Here is an 18,341-nt window from a genome sequence, read left to right on the forward strand (position 1 = left end):
GAGCTGGCCATAAGCGGAATGAATTGCGGGCAGTCAGTGCCGTTTGTGCACGGCCTTTTTAGCCGGCGCGGCGTGCTTGGATGCGCGGGCCGGCTTGCCGGCCTTCTTGGCATCGGCGCGCCGCTCCTTGGCAGTCTGACCCTTCAAAGCGGCCGGCTTGGGCGCTGCCGCTTTCTTCACGCGGCGCACCGGCTCATCCGGACCCCGGGCTGCTGCCTTGCGCAGCGCATCGAAACTTGTGCCCTGCACCAGACGGAACTCAATCCGGCGGGCTTCCAGGTCCACACGCGCCACTTGCACCTGCACCTTGTCGGTCAGGCGATAGCGCATACCCGTGCGTTCGCCGCGCAGTTCATGCAGTCCGTCATTGAACTGGAAGTACTCGCCACCCAGTTCAGACACGTGCACCAGGCCTTCAACGTGCAGGGTGTCCAGCGTGACGAAAATACCAAAGCTGGCCACACCCGTAACGGTGCCGCTGAAGTCTTCGCCCACACGTTCCTTGACGAACCAGCACTTGAGCCATGCCTCGACGTCGCGCGATGCTTCGTCTGCACGGCGCTCGGTAGCTGACAGCATCAGGCCCATCTTTTCCCAGATGGCGTGCTCGTGTTCTTTTTGCGTGCGGCCAATAACTACCGCCTGCTCATCCAGGCTGGGCACATAACGCTGACCCGCCAGCAGAGCCTTGATGACGCGGTGCGTCAGCAGATCAGGGTAGCGGCGGATGGGCGACGTGAAGTGGCTGTAGCCGGGATAAGACAGGCCAAAGTGGCCCATGTTGTCCGGGCTGTAGACGGCCTGCTGCATCGAACGCAGGCACATGGTCTGCAGCAGCTGGTAGTCGGGACGGCCGCGCACGGTATCCAGGAAGTCGCCATAGTCCTTGGCCGTGGGCGTCTCGCCCCCGCCCATCGACAAGCCCATCGTGCGCAGGAATTCACGCAACGATTGCAGGCGTTCCGGCGTGGGGCCTTCATGAATACGGTACAGACCGGGATGCTTGCTGCGCGTCATGAAGTCGGCGGCGCAGGTGTTGGCGGCCAGCATGCACTCTTCAATCAGCTTGTGCGCATCGTTGCGTACCGACGGCACGATCTGTTCGATGCGGCCCAGCTCGTTGCAGACAATCTTGGTTTCGACCGTATCGAAATCGATCGCGCCGCGCTTCTTGCGGCCTTGCTGCAGCACCTGGAAGAGCTCATACAGGTGCTGAACCTGCGGCATGACGGCGCGCATCGCCGCCGCCGCCGGACCGCCCGGCTGCTGCAATGCAGCCCAGATGTTGGTGTAAGTCGTGCGGGCATGCGAGTGCATCACCGCGTTGTAGAACTGATATGCCGTGACCGTGCCCGCCTTGGCGCCGCTTGCCGGGATCACCATATCGCAGACCAGCACCAGCCGGTCTACGTCGGGATTGAGCGAGCACAGGCCATTGGACAAGGTCTCGGGCAGCATCGGGATGACCCGGCGCGGGAAGTACACGCTGGTGCCGCGTTCGATCGCATCATCATCCAGCGCATCGCCCGGACGCACGTAGTGGCTTACGTCGGCAATGGCCACGAGCAAACGCCAGCCCGGCCGCTTGCGCTGCCCCGTACCCAGTTCAACCGGTTCGCAATACACCGCGTCGTCGAAGTCGCGAGCGTCTTCGCCGTCAATCGTGATCAGCGGAACGTCGCGCAAGTCCACGCGGTCTTTCAGATCGGTCTTCTTGACCACATCGGGCAATCGGGCAGCCTGCTTGCGAGCGGCTTCCGAGAACTCGACCGGCACGTCGAACTTGCGCACGGCAATTTCGATTTCCATGCCGGGGTCGTCGATCTCGCCCAAGACTTCAGCCACACGGCCCAACGGCTGCGTGTGGCGGGTGGGTTGCGCCATGATTTCCACGGCGACCACCTGCCCGTGCTGGGCGCCATTGGTATCGCTGGGCGGAATCAGAATGTCATGCTTGATGCGCTGGTCTTCGGGCACGACGATGGACAGGCCATGCTCGTGCAGGAAGCGGCCCACCAATTTGTTGGTGCGCCGTTCGATGACTTCGACGATGGTGCCTTCGGGCTTGCCACGGTATTCGCCCGTGGGCTTGACCAGCACGCGGTCGCCATGCAGCACCTTGAGCATTTCGCGCGGGGACAGGAACAGATCCGGTCCGCCGTCATCGCGCAACAGGAAACCAAAGCCATCACGGTGGCCCAGCACCTTACCGGCAACAAAATCCAGTTTTGTGGCCAGCAGCAGCACGCCCTTGCGATTGGGCATCAACTGCCCGTCGCGTTCCATTGCGCCCAGGCGGCGCTCGAACCCCACCATCGTCTCCGCGCGCTCAACGCCCATGCGTTCGGCCAGCTCAACGGGAGACAACGGCGAACCAGCGGATCGCAGCGCGGTCAGGATGGCTTCACGGGACGGGACATCGGGGTCGAAGTCCGGCGGCGCTTCGGGCAAGGGTGTTGATCTATTCTTATTCGATTCGTTATTCGATCGTTTTGCCAAAGCTAAAAGTTCCGTATATAATGCGCAGCTTCTGTGGTTCGCCCAAGGCTGAACACTGAAGCAGAAATGGTCAGAAAGGGTAGTTTAGTGAAAAATTAAGTGGAAATACACTTAGTGAAAAACACAAACTAAACCCAGGTCTAAAAAACCCATTGTAAAACCAACTGCACTTAGGGCGCTTCATTTAGTTGAATTTATTAAGGTTCAACGAAAATAAAGCAACACGAGCGGCAGCGTATCACATAGTTCTGACAGTATCTTTCAGTGCCCAGGTGGCGGAATTGGTAGACGCGCACGGTTCAGGTCCGTGTGCCGCAAGGTGTGGAGGTTCGAGTCCTCTCCTGGGCACCATAGAATTTAAATCAGGTCAGCTTTCGGGCTGGCTTGATAGCAAAAGAAAGACAGCTAGTGCGGCGAGTTTGAATACCGCAAGCGCTAGCCAGCAGGTTTCAGTGCCCAGGTGGCGGAATTGGTAGACGCGCACGGTTCAGGTCCGTGTGCCGCAAGGTGTGGAGGTTCGAGTCCTCTTCTGGGCACCACCCGCAAGTACGTCGGATCAGCTGCATGGCTGATCGGATGCAAAAGCTAAAAAGCCCCGAAGATCGGAAGATCTTCGGGGCTTTTGCATTGGGAGCCGCTCAACGCCACGGCACCTTGCGTTGCAAATGATGCCGCGCATACAGATCCGCGCCCATCCCATCGATCTGCCCGTCGATCAGCGCTTCAAACGGGCGCAACAACGCATCCACATTCATCGGCGCCTCGATGGCATTTAGCGCATGTGTCACGGCTTCGATCGTGGACAAGGCGCCCGGGATGTCGGCATGGCGCACGCGATAGCGTGTAGTCAGCCCCGCCGGCAACATCACGCGCGGCAACGCGGCCAGTTCGGGATTGATATGCAGCAGCTTGCGCGCATGCCCCCAGGTGCCGTCCGGCACGATCAGTTGAATAGGTTGATCCAGATCCTGGCCGTACCCTGGATTCAACACCTCGGCCGCAGGCCCCGGAAACAGCAAGCGAGGCGCATAGCCAGGCTCGGCCCAATCTTCAGGCGAAAAGTACTCGCCCACCAGACGCCGCGCGCCTACCAGCCCCAACACGGCCAGCCGTGCAGTGTTCAGGGCGTGACGCGATTCACTGGGATGCTGCAACACCAGGACACGGGTGCGGCAGGACAAAGACGGAATGAGCGCGCACAAGCAGTGCGATTCGGGACGCAGACAGCGCGTGCAAAGGGTACGAGACATGGGGCGACACTATATAGAAAGCGGGCCGGGCGGAAAAAAAAGTGAAAAAAGGGCCGCACATCTTGCACGCGCTCAAAAAAGTGTGCATAATCTCGTTCCTCTGCTGCTGAACAAGAAACGAAGCGCCAAGCGACGTATCAAGTAAAGCACCAGCGCCCAGGTGGCGGAATTGGTAGACGCGCACGGTTCAGGTCCGTGTGCCGCAAGGTGTGGAGGTTCGAGTCCTCTCCTGGGCACCAATTATTACATCACGAGGTACCTGTCGTGATGCGCCAAGAAGAACCCCTAACGCGTAAGCGTTCGGGGTTTTTTCTTTTGTGCGGCCAAAGCCGGTGACCATAGCTGGTGACCATAGCCGGCTGCCAAAAACGAGGCCAGAAATTCCTGGCCCCATGCAAGCCTTGCCCGCCCCTACTTCAGCACGCGCGTCATGACCACGTGCGGAATGCCGGCTTCGACGAATTCTTCGCCTTCTACATCGAAACCGTGCGCACGATAAAAACCTGCGGCATGGGTTTGCGCATGCAGCACCAGCATGCGATGGCCGTCGCCATGACCTTGCTCGATCAGCGCATCCAGCAACTGGCTGCCCACTCCCATTCCACGCGCCTTCTTGTGTACGGCCATGCGGCCGATATGGCCATCAGGCAGCAACCGGCCCGTGCCCATCGGTGTGCCATCGGGCCCATACGCGACGGCATGCACCGACACGGCATCATCATCGTCCAGCTCGACCTCGGGCGGCACCCTTTGCTCGACGACGAATACCTCGTATCGAACGGAATAGGCGTCTTCGCGCAGGCGGTCCCACGTCCCCAGCGCGATACGAACCGATGATTGTTTGTTGGTCGACATGTCCATCCCCTCTTGTGCAACTAATCAGATAAAAAAACATCCTACGCCGCATTCTCGCCCGGATGAGGGCGGGACGAAAAGGGGTACGATCGCGGCTTGCCCACGTTGCCGCCCCCGATAACATGACGCCTGCCACCACCCCGACCTGGCTGAAAGCCGCGCCCGCGCTATTTCTGCTGTTGTGGTCCAGTGGTTTTGTGGTGCTTAAAGTGGGGTTGGCCTACGCCGATCCGCTGACATTCCTGGCCGTGCGCTATGCCTGCGTGGTGCTCATTCTTGCTCCTTTGATGCTGCTAATGCGGCCGCCGCTGCCGCGCGGCGCCCGTGAATGGGGCCACCTCGCCATGGTCGGCCTGCTGTTGCAGGCAGGCTACTTTTGCTGCACCTACCTGTCGCTGAAATGGGGCATGTCAGCCGGCGGTTTGGCGCTGATCGCGTCCCTGCAGCCCATTTTGATCGGGCTGCTGGCCCCGGTTTTCGCGCACGAGCAGGTAGATATCCGACGCTGGGTCGGATTGGGGCTGGGCGTATCGGGCGCAGCACTGGTCATCGTCGCCAAGGCCTCGATCGATGTACTGGCGCCACTGGGCCTGCTGTTTGCCGTGGGTGCGCTGCTCTGCATCACCAGCGGGACGCTGTATGAAAAACGCTATGGCGTCCAAACGCATCCCGTCACGTCCAACCTGATTCAATACGCCGTGGGCCTGGGGGTGACGGCGCCGCTGGCGTTTTGGCTGGAACCCATGCGCATCGAGTGGACCGGCCCGTTGCTGGGCGCACTGGCGTACCTGGTGGTGGGCAATTCACTGATTGCCATCACCTTGCTGCTGACCATGATCCGGCACGGCGAAGCCTCCCGCGTATCCGCCCTGTTTTTCCTGGTGCCGCCCTGCACCGCCGTCTTCGCGCTAGCAGTGCTAGGCGAACCTATCCCGCCGCTGGCCTGGCCAGGCATGGCATTGGCGGCGCTGGGCATTCTGCTGGTTACGCGCACGGCGCGCGCCCAGCCCAAGTAGAATTGGCGGCTTCCCGCAATCCACCCCAGCCATGAACGCCGTTATCACCGCCGCCCTGCCGGTCTTTGCGCTGATTCTGACCGGCTGGCTGGCTGCGCGTTGGAAAGTGCTGGGACTGGGCGCGACCGACGCGCTGAACCGCTACGTGGTCTATCTGTCCTTGCCCGCGCTGCTGTTTCGCGCCATGACGCAGGTAGACCTGACGCACATGGCGCATTGGAGTTTTGTCGGCGCTTTCGCCGGTGGCATCGCCATCACCTTTCTCGTGTCATTTCTGCCGCGCAAAAGCATGCCACGCGCGATGACTGACCGCAGCATCGAAGGCCTGGCCGCGTCCTACGCCAACGCGGGTTATATGGGCATCCCGCTCTGTCTGGCGCTGTTTGGCGCTGAAAGCCTGGCGCCCGCGACCTTCACCACACTGCTGACGGCCAGCGTGCTGTTCGGATTTGCCATTGCACTGATCGAGTTCGACCGCCAGCAAACCCCCAACGCCATGGCAACGCTGGGCAAGGTCGGGCGCGCTCTGACCCGCAACCCTTTGCTGGCTGCCCCCGTGCTGGGCCTGGCTTGGGCGTCGACTGGACTTGCCTTGCCCGAAGGTCTGGACCGCTATGTTGCCCTGCTGGGCGCGTCCGCCAGCCCCTGCGCGCTGGTCACCATCGGCCTGTTTCTGGCGCAAACCGAACGCGCTGCGGCAGGCCCAGGAGTACTACGGCTAGTGCTGGGCAAACTGCTGCTGCAACCTGCCGCCACGGCCGTACTGGCTTTCTATGTTTTCTCCATGCCGCCGTTGTGGGCGTGGACCGCAGTATTAATGAGCGCGCTGCCGATCGGTACCGGGCCGTTCATGCTGGCCAATATGTACGGCCGCGATGCAGGCGTGACCTCGCGCGCCATCCTGATATCCACCGTGGCGTCGGTGCTTACCGTCAGCCTGCTGGTCGCGTGGATCAGCGCCCACCCTATTTCCTGAACCTGTACACATGCTGCTTGCCGCTGCCATCTTCATCCTGACCATCACGCTTGTCATCTGGCAACCCCGAGGGCTGTCGATCGGCTGGAGCGCCGTGATCGGCGCCGCGCTGGCACTTGCGACCGGCGTGGTCCACGTCGCCGACATTGCCGATGTCTGGCACATCGTATGGAACGCCACCGCAACCTTCATCGCCATCATCATCACTAGCTTGATCCTGGACGAGGCGGGCTTTTTCGAGTGGTCGGCGCTGCATGTTGCGCGCTGGGGCGGCGGACGCGGACGGCTGCTGTTCGTGCTGATCGTGCTGCTGGGCGCTGCTGTTTCGACGCTCTTTGCCAACGATGGCGCCGCGCTGATTCTGACGCCCATCGTCATGGAAATGCTGCTGGCCCTGGGCTTTGGGCCGGGCGCCTCGCTGGCCTTTGTGATGGCGGCGGGCTTCATCGCCGACACCGGCAGCATTGCGCTCATCGTGTCTAACCTGGTGAACATCGTGTCGGCGGATTTCTTCAACATCGGCTTTGGCGAATACGCCTCGGTGATGCTGCCGGTAAATATGATGGCCGTGGCATCCACGCTGGTGGTGCTGCTGCTGTTCTTTCGCAAGAGCATCCCGCCGCGCTACGACGTCAGCCAGTTGCCCGCGCCCGATACGGCCATTCGGGACCGCATTACGTTTCGCGCCGGCTGGATCGTGCTGGCGTTGCTGCTGGCAGGATTCTTCATTCTTGAACCCATGGGAATTCCGGTCAGCGCCATTGCCGCCGCCGGCGCGCTGGGCCTGCTGCTGATTGCCGGCCGGCAGCACATTGTCGGCACGCGCCGGATCATGCGCGAGGCGCCCTGGCATATCGTGATCTTCTCGCTGGGCATGTACCTGGTCGTCTACGGCCTGCGCAATGCAGGGCTGACCGCCCACTTGGCGCAGGTGCTGGATCGCTGCGCCGAATACGGCTTGTGGGGCGCCGCGATGGGAACCGGCCTGATCACGGCATTTCTTTCATCCGTCATGAACAACCTGCCGACGGTGCTGGTGGGCGCCCTATCCATTGCCGACACCACCGCGACGGGCCCCATCAAAGACGCGATGATCTACGCCAACATCATCGGTAGCGACCTCGGCCCCAAGATCACGCCCATCGGCAGCCTGGCAACGCTGCTTTGGCTGCATGTGCTGGCGCGCAAGGGCCTGCGCATTACGTGGGGATACTACTTTAAAGTAGGAATTGTATTGACCTTGCCCGTGCTTCTGCTGACGCTCGCGGCACTGGTATGGCGGCTGCAATAGTCTTAATAACTTCTAGTTATGATTCAAGCATAAATTTGTGCTTTGAGAGATTTAAGGACGGCGATAGACTTTCATCATTCCACGGGCGCATTCCTACGCGCCCGTTTGCATTGACGAATCTGATCCCCCGGGACGCCCCATGAGCACGAACGCCTCAACCCTGCCGCTACCTTCCGCGCTGCCGCCCATCCAGATCAACCGCAAGCCCTTGTGGATTGCGCTGCTGCTGGTACTGGCTGGCGCGCTGTACTTGAACCAGACCGTCAGCGGGCGCCAAAGCGCCCTATGGGTGATTGGTGCCCTGCTGGGTGTCACGCTCTACCACGCCTCGTTCGGCTTCACCCAGGCCTGGCGCGTGTTCGTGTCGGATCGCCGGGGCGCGGGCCTGCGCGCACAGATGTTCATGCTGGGTGTCGGCGTGCTGCTGTTTTTCCCCTTTCTGGCGGCCGGCACGCTTTTTGGCCAACCCGTCACGGGCTTTGTTTCACCTCCTGGCGTCTCGGTGGTGCTGGGCGCGTTTCTGTTCGGCATCGGCATGCAACTGGGCGGCGGCTGCGCGTCGGGCACGCTGTTCGCGGTAGGCGGCGGCAATACCCGCATGCTGGTCACCTTGCTGTTCTTCATCATCGGTTCAGTCATTGCCACTGCCAATTTTGGCTGGTGGTCCAATCTGCCGGCTCTGGCGCCCACATCGCTGATCAAGACCTGGGGCTTGGCGCCCGCGCTCATCGCCAATCTGGTGGTGTTCGCCTTGATCGCCTGGGGCGCTACCGCCCTTGAAAAGCGCCGTCACGGCCACGTAATTTCATTCGCGTCCCGCACGGCCCGGCCTGTGTCCTTGTTGCAAGGCCCGTGGCCTCTGATCTGGGGCGGTGTAGCGCTGGTAGTGCTGAACTTCGCCACGCTGGCCTTGGCTGGCCGCCCGTGGGGCATCACGTCGGCCTTCGCGTTGTGGGGCGCCAAGGCGCTGGACGCCATCGGCGGCGACGTGGCCACCTGGGCATACTGGAGCAAGCAACCGTCGCTGGCCGCGCCCTTGCGGCAAGACGTGACGACTGTCATGGACATCGGTTTGATGCTGGGCGCCCTTGCCGCCGCTAGCGCCGCCGGCAAATTTGCTCCCATCTGGAAAGTGCCCGCCCGTTCGCTGGCTGGGGCCGTCATCGGCGGCTTGCTGCTGGGTTATGGCGCGCGTCTTGCCTTTGGCTGCAACATCGGCGCCTACTTCAGCGGCATTCTGTCGGGCAGCCTGCATGCGTGGCTCTGGCTGCCCGCCGCTTTTGCAGGCAGCGCGCTCGGCGTGCGGCTGCGTCCGGCCTTCGGACTTGCCGTTGAAAAAACACCGCCAGCATCCAGCTGCTGAAAAACAGTGTTCCAGAAACAGCCTGCTTATTTAGCGGGCTGTTTTTTTTCACACGCCTCAGCTGGTGTATGGTGGCTCCATTCCGCAATACGGAGAGAACCATGAGCTGGATTGCCGGCCGTTATACGGCCTTTTTATTGACACTGGCGGGCGCTGTCATCACCGCCTTCCTGGCCTTCACCAGTTCGCTTGGGTGGTTATGGGCTGCGGTTCCCCTGGCGATGCTGGGCGCGCTGGGCGTGTATGACCTGATCCAGACCCGCCACGCCATCCGGCGCAATTACCCAGTCCTGGGCAATTTGCGTTTCCTGTTTGAGTTCATCCGTCCGGAAATTCGGCAGTACTTCCTGGAAGATGACACCCAGGCCTCGCCCTTTTCGCGTGCGCAACGGTCCATCGTTTACCAGCGCGCCAAACGCGAAATCGACAAGCGCCCCTTCGGCACCCAGGAAGATGTCTACGGCGACCGCTACGAATGGATCAACCATTCCATGTCGCCCTCGCATATCAGCGATACGAACTTCCGCGTGACCGTAGGCGGCCCCGATTGCAAACAGCCCTACTCCATGTCGGCATTCAACGTGTCGGCCATGAGCTTTGGCGCGCTGTCAGCCAATGCCATCCTGGCGCTGAACGAAGGCGCCCGCCAAGGCGACTTTGCTCATGACACCGGTGAAGGCGGCATCAGCCGCTATCACCGCCAGCCCGGTGGCAGCCTGGTCTGGAACATTGGCTCGGGCTACTTCGGATGCCGTGATGAGCACGGCGCATTCTCGGAAGAAGCCTTCGTCAAGAACGCCTGTACGCCGCAGGTAAAGATGATTGAGATCAAGCTGTCCCAAGGCGCCAAGCCCGGGCATGGCGGCATTCTGCCCGCAGGCAAGGTCACCCCCGAAATCGCGGAAGCACGCGGTGTCGTCGCCTGGCAGGACTGCAACTCGCCTGCCAGTCATTCCGCCTTTGACACGCCGATTGGCCTGATGAAGTTCGTTGCCCGGCTGCGTGAATTGTCGGGCGGCAAACCTGTGGGCTTCAAGTTCTGCGTGGGCCACCCGTGGGAATGGTTCGCCATCGTCAAAGCCATGCTGGAAACCGGCATCACGCCCGACTTCATCGTGGTCGATGGCGCTGAAGGCGGGACGGGCGCCGCGCCCGTGGAGTTCGTGGACCATGTGGGCACGCCGCTGCGCGAAGCGCTACGCCTGGTACACAACACGCTGATCGGCGTGAACCTGCGCGACCGCATCAAACTTGGCGCATCGGGCAAGATCATCACGGCCTTCGACATGGCCCGCGTCATGGCCATGGGCGCTGATTGGTGCAACGCTGCCCGCGGTTTCATGTTCGCCATTGGCTGTATCCAGGCGCAAGCCTGTCACACCGGAAAATGTCCCACAGGCGTCACGACACAGGACCCTGTACGCCAACGCGCGCTAGTGGTGCCTGACAAGGCGCAGCGCGTGGCCAACTTTCACGGCAACACGCTGCATGCGCTGGCCGAATTGCTGGCGGCGGCGGGCCTGACCCACCCTAACCAGTTGCGTCCGCACCATATTGCGCGCCGCATCTCGTCCAGCGAAATCCGCCTGCTGTCCGCGCTATTTCCGGAGCTGGCCCCGGGCGAACTGCTGCGCGGCGAATTCCGCCACCAGGTGTTCCGCGCTGGCTGGGCCATGGCCCAGGCGCAGTCTTTCCAGCCTACGCACGATCTCACGACGGCGCTTGCGGAAACTCGGCTTGCGCAGGCCATGCCTGCATAAAAGCCAACGGATGTTCGGACGCTACAACCAGCGTTCGAACATCCGCGAGAAGAACTCCATGAACCGGTCATCCACGCCCCGATCCCGCCAGGCCTCGGGCGTGATCTGCACGGAGTCAGCCACATCGCGCTGAAACAGCGCCTCCATCTCGCCCGCGAATTCCGGGCCCAGCACCACCGCGTTGATTTCGTAATTCAATGCAAAGCTGCGCCAATCCATATTGCTTGAACCCACCGTGGACCAGACCCCGTCGACCACGGCCGTCTTGGCATGCAGCAAGGCATCGCGCCGTTCATACACCTTTACGCCTGCGTGCAACAGCTCGCTGTAGTGCGAACGGCCGGCATTGAACACCAGCGACGAATCGCTGAATCCGGGCAGCACCAGCACCACATCCACGCCGCGCTTGGCTGCTTCGGCCAGGACCTCGATAAACGCCGGGTCAGGCACAAAATACGCCATGGTGATATGGATGGATTTCTGCGCGCTTTCAAACGCGGACATCAGGGTCAGATAAACCGTATAGCCATCGCTGCGATCAGGCTGATTGGCCAGAATACGCACGCTCGTAGCTCCCACCGGCGGCGCAACGTAAGCGCCCGTGCCCTTGATGGGTTCGTCGGACTGCGACGCCCAGCCTGCCTGAATCACCTGTTCCAGCTGCGCCACGGCCGGCCCTTCGATGCGCAAATGCGTGTCGCGCCACGGCGCCGCATCTGCGTCGCCACCCGTTGCCGCATCCGCCTTGCTTTCGCCGCGTCCGCCGCCCGATCCCGGCGCCGACGATGACTCGTACACGCTGCTGACGTTGATGCCGCCCAGATACCCCACCTTGCCATCCACGACCAGCACCTTGCGGTGGTTGCGCTGGTTCGGCGACCAGCCCGCCCGCGCCTTGGCCGGGTTGACGGGGTTGAATACCGCGACCTGCACGCCAGCGTCGCGCAAGCGTTGGAACAGCGTGTCGGGGGTCTGAATCGTACCCACTGCGTCCACCATCAAAGCGACTTCGGCCCCCCGGTTGCGCGCTGCAATCAAGGCGTCCGCAAACCGCGCGCCTTCGGCGTCGTCTTCAAAAATATAGGTTTCCATGTGCACGTAGCGGCGGGCCTGGCCGATGGATTGCAGCATGGCTTGATAGGTACTGGGGCCGTCAGCCAACAGCCGCACACGGTTACCGGCAGTCAGTGGCGTGCCGCTGACTGCTTGTTCGACGGCCAGATGGCGCGCCAGAAAATCGTCTTTTGGGGTATTGGGGTCCGCGGCAATACCGTGCCCGCGCCGGTAGCTCTCACGCGCCGCATCGGCAGACAGCCCCGCCTGCGCCTTGCGCGCCGCGCGCTCCTGCGAGTCAGGGACGCTGGCGCAGGCAGCCAGGACCGCCGTCATGTATGCAAGCATCAGTGCCCGCATGCAGCGGTGAAGGCCGGACGTCCATGTATGGGCGGCCGGCCCGTGCCCGATCCGGCCCATGGCCGGAAACGGCCTCATGATGCGGCGGCGTTACCGTCGGCCGCCGCCGATCAGCAAGCAACCCAACGCAGCGCCCAACAGCGCGGCCACTCCGACCGACTTCCAAGCATGCTCGTGTACATACTCATCAGCGTAAGCCGTCGCGCGACGGGCGCGTTCACGCGCCACACCTTCCCAGTCGCCCGCCTGCTCACGTGCATCGGCCAATTGCTGCTTTAGACGCGCTCGGGCCGATTCGATCTCGGAGCCCGTATACGAAGCCGTCGATCGCAAGAGGTCTTCGGTCCCGGCAAGCAGCTCATGAAAGCTGTCGTTGACCCGATCACGATGCAGAGCCATCTCGGCGCGTTGGTTCTTTCGATTCATAGTCGCTCCTTGTGCAAATTGAGCCGTCCGGCATGCCGTGGTGCACCGCAACCCATTGCCGCGCTGACGTTGACATCCGATTGGCCATGACCCCCATTGTGACCATCAATTGGCAGTTGTGCCCGAGCTTTGGCAACTAGCCGTAATTCGATATTTCAGCGGATCGAAACTTGCTGGGCACCATGGCGGACAAGTCCCCGCCCGGCCCCGCGCCCTTGGGACGGCCCACTTCGATTTCGTAAAATTCCATTGCATTCAGGGGCTTAGAGCTTGACACCTAATCCCCCCTGGCCGCCACAATAGCCCTTTGCAATGCGCTTCAACCGCCTCAAAAAAGGAAGTGAACGCATGGTTTCCCCTTCAACAGTGCTTGCTCACGCCGCGCCGGAATTTCTGGCCAGATCTTCCCAAGCCCCCAGTTCCGACCTGCTCGAACTGCGCGACGGTTTGCTCGACCATCCCGCCCACATCGATCCCAAATTTCTTTACGACTCCTTGGGGTCGTCGCTATTTACGGCCATCACGCAACTGCCCGAGTACTACCCCACTCGTTGCGAAGCCGAAATATTCGAACGGCACGGCAATGACATCGCGCGCCACATTGGACCTGTTCAATCCATGGTTGATCTAGGCGCCGGCGATTGCGTCAAGGCCGAACGGCTCTTCGCCAGCCTGCGGCCTCGCCACTACCTGCCCATCGATATCTCAGCCGATTATCTGCAAACTGCCGTGCGGCGGCTCAGGCTCTCGTATCCCGACCTGCGCGTCACTGCGATTGGCCAGGACTTTTCTCACGCGTTGGCGTTGCCTTCAAGCGTCGCAGCCGAGCAGCGGCTGTTTTTCTACCCTGGCTCCAGCATCGGTAATCTCAGCCCCGATGATGCCCATGCAATGCTGCAACGGATTCATGCGCAATGCGAGGGCGGCGGCCTGTTGGTTGGCGTGGACCGCGTCAAGCCCAAGCAGATTCTTGAACCCGCCTACGACGATGCGCTGCACCTGACCGCCGCATTCAATCTGAACCTTCTGCGGCACGTGAACGCCCTGCTGGACACCGATTTCAACGTGGACCACTGGCGTCATGTCGCCCTCTTCAACACAAGCCGATCACGCATTGAGATGCACCTGGAAGCCCAGCGTGCAGTGCGCGTGAACTGGCCCGGCGGCGAGCGCGCATTCAGCGCTGGCGAACGCATCCATACCGAAAATTCCTACAAGTTCACGCCGCAGGCCTTCACCGATTTACTGCAAAGCGCGGGATACCGCGACATTGCGCATTGGTCGGATTCCCGCGGCTGGTTTTCCGTCTTCAGCGCCCGCGCATGACGCGCGCGCTGCCCCGCAACGCCACTGGAGGAACGCCATGGAACCTGCCTGCCTGCTGACTCATCCCGCGACCGGCCCTTATGCCATCGGCCAAGCCGGGCAGCATGACCGGTACGACGCCGTGCGATCGACCAGCACGGCGTTGGCGGCTCCACTAAGCGCGGAAGATTGCCAGGTGCAATCCATGGCCGACTGCAGTCCGGTCAAATGGCATCTGGCGCACACGACCTGGTTCTTCGAGACGTTCATGCTCTCGCCGTTTCAGCCATCGCACACGGTATTCCATCCGCAATACCGGATGCTGTTCAATTCCTACTACAACGCCATCGGCGCCAAGCACCCGCGTCCGCATCGCGGCTTGCTGTCGCGCCCTGCCCTGGCTGAAGTGCAGCATTTTCGTCAGTACGTGGACGCGGCCATGCACGACCTCATCTCGCGGCTGGGCGGCAATGATCCCGCATTCGACGCGCTGCTTGAACTGGGCTTGAATCACGAGCAGCAGCACCAGGAGCTGATCCTGACCGACGTCAAGCACATGCTGTCCTGCAACCCTCTCAAACCCGCGTATGTGGCCGCCGGTTCACCAGCGCTGCCGCCGGCCACTCCCGTGGGCTGGACCCGTTACGCTGGCGGCATCGCCCGCATCGGACACGATGGACGCGGCTTTGGCTTTGACAATGAGGGCCCTGCGCACGACGTGCTGCTGGCCCCGTTCCATCTTGCAGACCGTCTCGTCACGCAGCACGAGTACCTGGCATTCATCCGCGACGGCGGCTACAAGCGCCCCGAACTATGGCTATCCGCGGGATGGGACCAGGTTTGCGCCGAGGGTTGGCGCGCGCCTATGTATTGGGACGGGCAGCGCGATGAATGGCGCATCTTTACGCTGCGCGGCACGCAAGAAGTGGAACTGCAAGCCCCTGTGACCCATGTCAGCTATTACGAAGCCGACGCCTACGCCCGCTGGGCCCGCGTGCGCCTGCCACGTGAAGCGGAATGGGAGCTGGCCGCCCGGCAAGTCACGGATGGCGCTTTTCCCAGCCGAGCCAACATGCTGGAAAATGGCCACCTGGACCCGCGCCCCGCCCCCGCCCGCCATTCAGCAGGAGGCCCAGTGCAGTTGTTTGGCGACGTCTGGGAATGGACCTCCAGTGCGTATGACGCCTATCCAGGCTTTAAGCCGGATGCGGGCGCGGTCGGTGAATACAACGGCAAATTCATGTGCAACCAGTACGTCCTGCGCGGCGGTTCATGCGCCACGCCACGGGACCATATCCGGCCAAGCTACCGCAATTTTTTCCCGCCAGAAGCGCGCTGGCAATTTACGGGCATTCGGCTGGCGCGGGATGACTGATGCGATTCCTTAATTAATTGAATCCAGCCCGCTTGCATCCTAAAAAAGTTTCATGCTAGAATTTCGTTCTTCGCTGATCAGGGCACAGCACTGATTGATGCGGAGAGAAGTAAACGCAGCAAAGAAAGATGGCGCATTAGCTCAGCCGGTTAGAGCGACGGAATCATAATCCGCAGGTCCCCTGTTCGAATCAGGGATGCGCCACCAAAGAATTCAAGGGCCTCCACGTAAGTGGGGGCTTTTTTATTTGGTGCGTTTTGGACTGAATATTAGACAGCGTCCAATATCCAGTAGTCCACCCAGTACACGTACCGCGTGGCATTGAGTAATCTAAGTGGCCGATAGGACCCCATAAGGATTACGCAGAAATGACGAAGACAAGCTACTCAAAGACCCTCGAGGCACTGATGGTCTCCGCTCAAGTGCGTGCGCGCGCCAACAAATTCATTGCGATCTATACGACGACCGAAGACCTTGATCTTCGAATCCAATTGGATTCTGCAATCAAGCTACTTAGTAGCAATGAATACACACAAGGCGTAGCTCCCACCAGCGCAGGTGATAGGCTGAATCTCGATCACCCCCAATGGAAGCCTCTTCGTTCGTTCTGCGAAGATGCCATTGCCTCGCAAAAGCCGGAATGGCAAGTGATTGCTGAGCGCCACGGCTGGCAGCCCGCTGCAACATAGCCCAATTTCGCTGACCATGTGCAGCCATTACCAGACCCTGAAGGACGCCGAACTGCTGCTAAAGAAGTTCGGCACGCGCAACAAGCCAGCCGGCGCTAAGTACGACATGTGGCCACGTTATCAGGGCGTGTTCGTGCGACGCCCGGTGGAGCATGACGCGGGCGACGAGGCGGTACCGGAGCGGGAAGCGGTGGCCGGCCGCTGGGGCCTGATCAGCGCGATGACGAAAGCAGATGGACTGGACAAGGCGGGCAAGCTGTCCACTTTCAACGCGCGTAGCGAAACTATGGCCAAGTCCTTCACCTTCGGGAATGCCTGGCGCCGCGCGCAGCACTGCATCATCCCCGCTGACGCGATCTTTGAACCTGATTGGAGGTCCGGCGCAGCGGTGCCGACGCGCTTCACGCGCTCAGATGGAGCGCCGCTGGGCATTGCCGGATTATGGGATCGCTGGCGTGACAGCGCTGGGCAGCTCCAAGAGAGCTACACCATGCTGACCATCAATGCGGACGATGATCCCCTATTCCGCGACTACCACCAGTCGGGCAAGGAAAAACGGATGGTTGTGATCCTACCCGAGGGCGCATATGGCGACTGGCTTATTGCGCAGGCGGATGCGACGCGCGATTTTCTGGTGCCCTTCCCGGCTGAAAAGCTCGTCGCGACGCCGATGAAATGAGCCTGCCGAGGTGGAATATACTGGTTTTTTATACAGTAAATTCGACCATGTCCTACTTCATCCCAATCGCCCCGAACCCAGGGGGCTGCTGGACCTGCACCCATTGGCACGGTGAGACGACCGACGAGGGGCGCAGACCATACTGCCGCCGCTCGCCAGACGCCCCTATCGCGCCGTCATTTCCGGACAGGGGGTGGTGCGGCGGATGGGTGCGAGAGGTCGGCTCGGACGACGAGATTTGGCTAACGAAAGACCGAGGGCCGGACGGTAGACAGTCGGACGAAAGCGCCTAGAAAAACTCTTCTTAAGTAGAAACTTTTTTGTTGACTGCATAAACTTTTATGTTTATACTGGTTTCACTGTCAACAAACAAAGGAGGTGCGGTGAAGCAAAGCGAGTTCAAACGGTGGCTCGCTTCTCAGGGAGTAACTTTCGCAGAGGGGTCCAACCACACGAAAGCCTACTACCAAGGGAAACAAACCACCCTTCCGAGACACCCCAGCAAAGAGCTGAAAGATGGTACTAGGAAGAACATCCTGAAAGCACTAGGACTGAAATAAGGAGGGAGGCCCCGAAAGGGGCTTCCCACTCGCCCAAGCAACACCGCACAGCAAATTATATGGCTCGATATCCTGCATTGCTCGAACCCGATGACGGGGGATTTAACGTCACTTTCCGTGACATCCCGGAGGCGATCACCTGCGGCGACAACCGGGAGGATGCTCTGGAAATGGCCGCCGGCGCTCTTCTAACGGCTATGGAGTTCTATTTTGAGGACCGCCGGCCCGTTCCTCTTCCCTCCTCGCCTAAAGACGGAGAGGTACTAATCCCCCTGCCTGCAAGTGTGTGGGCAAAGGTGCTATTGCTAAATGAAATGCTGGCTCAACGGGTAACACCCGCTGAGCTGGCTCGTCGTTTGGACACGCGCCCGCAAGACATCACTCGTATCGTCAACCTTGGCCATGCGACCAAAATCGATACCATCGCGGCCGCACTACGCACGATGGGAAAGGAACTGGACTTGTCCGTATCGCCCACTTAATCGCTACAAGCGGTGCACTTGTCGCGCAGCCAGTTGCGCATAGGAATGGTACAAAAATGACCGAATACATCAACACGCCGCCAGTCCGCGAGATATGGCTGCGCGCGTTACCCGCACTGGCAGATGTTAAGAACGGGGATTATTTGACCATCGGCCGTTTACAGGAAGCGTTTGGCCTGGGCGAAGGAAAGAAGTTGCGGGATGTGTTGGCCGCCGGGGAGCGCGACGGCTTGCTTGAAATCGATCGCGGCGCCATGCCCACCACCTACCGTGCGACCTTCATTCTAGAACGCGGCCTCCGCGCAGTGCGCGAGGATTGGACAGACTAGTAGGCCACGCTTGCACGGTCTCTCGATGCCGCGACGCACAGATTCCCCAGAGCACTAGAACTTGCTCCTGCGC

The 18,341-nt window shown here is 61.0% G+C and carries 17 protein-coding genes and 4 tRNA genes; 16 read left to right on the plus strand and 5 right to left on the minus strand.

Annotation, left to right across the window (positions count from 1 at the left end):
- Nucleotides 1-33: 33 nt before the first annotated feature.
- Nucleotides 34-2,499 carry a ribonuclease R gene (gene rnr / locus RAS12_RS13120; protein WP_306950540.1) on the minus strand — a complete coding sequence of 822 codons (2,466 nt, stop codon included), beginning with the start codon at nucleotides 2,497-2,499 and terminating at the stop codon, nucleotides 34-36.
- A gap of 266 nt (nucleotides 2,500-2,765) precedes the next feature.
- Between rnr and RAS12_RS13125 the strand changes: the two genes are divergently transcribed.
- Nucleotides 2,766-2,850, plus strand: a tRNA-Leu gene (locus RAS12_RS13125).
- Between the two features lie 103 nt (nucleotides 2,851-2,953).
- A tRNA-Leu gene (locus tag RAS12_RS13130) sits at nucleotides 2,954-3,038 on the plus strand.
- Between the two features lie 99 nt (nucleotides 3,039-3,137).
- Here RAS12_RS13130 and RAS12_RS13135 read toward each other — a convergent pair.
- On the minus strand, nucleotides 3,138-3,749 hold the full coding sequence (locus tag RAS12_RS13135) for a tRNA-uridine aminocarboxypropyltransferase (protein WP_306950541.1): 612 nt from the start codon (nucleotides 3,747-3,749) through the stop codon (nucleotides 3,138-3,140).
- Nucleotides 3,750-3,903: 154 nt separating this feature from the next.
- Between RAS12_RS13135 and RAS12_RS13140 the strand changes: the two genes are divergently transcribed.
- Nucleotides 3,904-3,988: transfer RNA gene (locus tag RAS12_RS13140), tRNA-Leu, on the plus strand.
- A gap of 172 nt (nucleotides 3,989-4,160) precedes the next feature.
- Here RAS12_RS13140 and RAS12_RS13145 read toward each other — a convergent pair.
- Nucleotides 4,161-4,610, minus strand: coding sequence for a GNAT family N-acetyltransferase (locus RAS12_RS13145; RefSeq protein WP_371321280.1), 450 nt, complete (start codon nucleotides 4,608-4,610; stop codon nucleotides 4,161-4,163).
- Nucleotides 4,611-4,726: 116 nt separating this feature from the next.
- On the opposite strand from RAS12_RS13145, the gene RAS12_RS13150 reads away from it, so the two are divergent.
- The 5 genes from RAS12_RS13150 to RAS12_RS13170 all read left to right on the plus strand — a co-directional run bounded on the left by RAS12_RS13150 (nucleotide 4,727) and on the right by RAS12_RS13170 (nucleotide 11,010).
- Nucleotides 4,727-5,620: a DMT family transporter gene (locus RAS12_RS13150; RefSeq protein ID WP_306950545.1), complete on the plus strand. Its 894-nt coding sequence runs from the start codon at nucleotides 4,727-4,729 to the stop codon at nucleotides 5,618-5,620.
- A 31-nt stretch (nucleotides 5,621-5,651) separates the two neighbouring features.
- A complete protein-coding gene (locus RAS12_RS13155) occupies nucleotides 5,652-6,596 on the plus strand; it encodes an AEC family transporter (protein WP_306950546.1) in 945 nt (314 codons plus the stop codon).
- Nucleotides 6,597-6,606: 10 nt separating this feature from the next.
- On the plus strand, nucleotides 6,607-7,887 hold the full coding sequence (locus RAS12_RS13160) for an arsenic transporter (protein ID WP_306950549.1): 1,281 nt from the start codon (nucleotides 6,607-6,609) through the stop codon (nucleotides 7,885-7,887).
- A 139-nt stretch (nucleotides 7,888-8,026) separates the two neighbouring features.
- Complete coding sequence (locus RAS12_RS13165) at nucleotides 8,027-9,250, plus strand: YeeE/YedE family protein (protein WP_306950551.1); 1,224 nt, start codon at nucleotides 8,027-8,029, stop codon at nucleotides 9,248-9,250.
- Between the two features lie 101 nt (nucleotides 9,251-9,351).
- Complete coding sequence (locus RAS12_RS13170; protein ID WP_306950553.1) at nucleotides 9,352-11,010, plus strand: FMN-binding glutamate synthase family protein; 1,659 nt, start codon at nucleotides 9,352-9,354, stop codon at nucleotides 11,008-11,010.
- A 21-nt stretch (nucleotides 11,011-11,031) separates the two neighbouring features.
- Here RAS12_RS13170 and RAS12_RS13175 read toward each other — a convergent pair whose 3' ends face one another.
- Complete coding sequence (locus tag RAS12_RS13175) at nucleotides 11,032-12,411, minus strand: phospholipase D-like domain-containing protein (protein WP_306950555.1); 1,380 nt, start codon at nucleotides 12,409-12,411, stop codon at nucleotides 11,032-11,034.
- A 102-nt stretch (nucleotides 12,412-12,513) separates the two neighbouring features.
- Nucleotides 12,514-12,849 (minus strand): ElaB/YgaM/YqjD family protein, encoded by a 336-nt coding sequence (locus RAS12_RS13180; RefSeq protein ID WP_306950557.1) that lies wholly within the window; start codon nucleotides 12,847-12,849, stop codon nucleotides 12,514-12,516.
- Between the two features lie 348 nt (nucleotides 12,850-13,197).
- Here RAS12_RS13180 and egtD point away from each other — a divergent pair, with 348 nt between their 5' ends.
- The 8 genes from egtD to RAS12_RS13220 all read left to right on the plus strand — a co-directional run bounded on the left by egtD (nucleotide 13,198) and on the right by RAS12_RS13220 (nucleotide 18,268).
- Nucleotides 13,198-14,175 carry an L-histidine N(alpha)-methyltransferase gene (gene egtD, locus RAS12_RS13185; RefSeq protein WP_306950559.1) on the plus strand — a complete coding sequence of 326 codons (978 nt, stop codon included), beginning with the start codon at nucleotides 13,198-13,200 and terminating at the stop codon, nucleotides 14,173-14,175.
- 37 nt (nucleotides 14,176-14,212) lie between these two features.
- Entirely contained in the window at nucleotides 14,213-15,529 is a 1,317-nt protein-coding gene (egtB, locus tag RAS12_RS13190) for an ergothioneine biosynthesis protein EgtB (protein ID WP_306950561.1), read from the plus strand.
- Between the two features lie 130 nt (nucleotides 15,530-15,659).
- Nucleotides 15,660-15,736: transfer RNA gene (locus RAS12_RS13195), tRNA-Met, on the plus strand.
- A 161-nt stretch (nucleotides 15,737-15,897) separates the two neighbouring features.
- Entirely contained in the window at nucleotides 15,898-16,218 is a 321-nt protein-coding gene (locus tag RAS12_RS13200; RefSeq protein WP_306950564.1) for a hypothetical protein, read from the plus strand.
- Nucleotides 16,219-16,234: 16 nt separating this feature from the next.
- The gene (locus RAS12_RS13205) at nucleotides 16,235-16,897 is read left to right on the plus strand and encodes an SOS response-associated peptidase (protein ID WP_306951437.1); all 663 of its coding nucleotides are present in this window, start codon (nucleotides 16,235-16,237) and stop codon (nucleotides 16,895-16,897) included.
- A 341-nt stretch (nucleotides 16,898-17,238) separates the two neighbouring features.
- The gene (locus RAS12_RS13210) at nucleotides 17,239-17,457 is read left to right on the plus strand and encodes a type II toxin-antitoxin system HicA family toxin (protein ID WP_306950566.1); all 219 of its coding nucleotides are present in this window, start codon (nucleotides 17,239-17,241) and stop codon (nucleotides 17,455-17,457) included.
- A gap of 59 nt (nucleotides 17,458-17,516) precedes the next feature.
- Nucleotides 17,517-17,939: a type II toxin-antitoxin system HicB family antitoxin gene (locus tag RAS12_RS13215; protein WP_306950567.1), complete on the plus strand. Its 423-nt coding sequence runs from the start codon at nucleotides 17,517-17,519 to the stop codon at nucleotides 17,937-17,939.
- 56 nt (nucleotides 17,940-17,995) lie between these two features.
- Nucleotides 17,996-18,268, plus strand: a complete 273-nt coding sequence (locus RAS12_RS13220) for a hypothetical protein (RefSeq protein WP_306950569.1) — start codon at nucleotides 17,996-17,998, stop codon at nucleotides 18,266-18,268.
- The last annotated feature ends 73 nt before the right edge of the window (nucleotides 18,269-18,341 follow it).

The organism is Achromobacter seleniivolatilans, assembly GCF_030864005.1.
Taxonomy (GTDB): Bacteria; Pseudomonadota; Gammaproteobacteria; order Burkholderiales; family Burkholderiaceae_B; genus Achromobacter; species Achromobacter seleniivolatilans.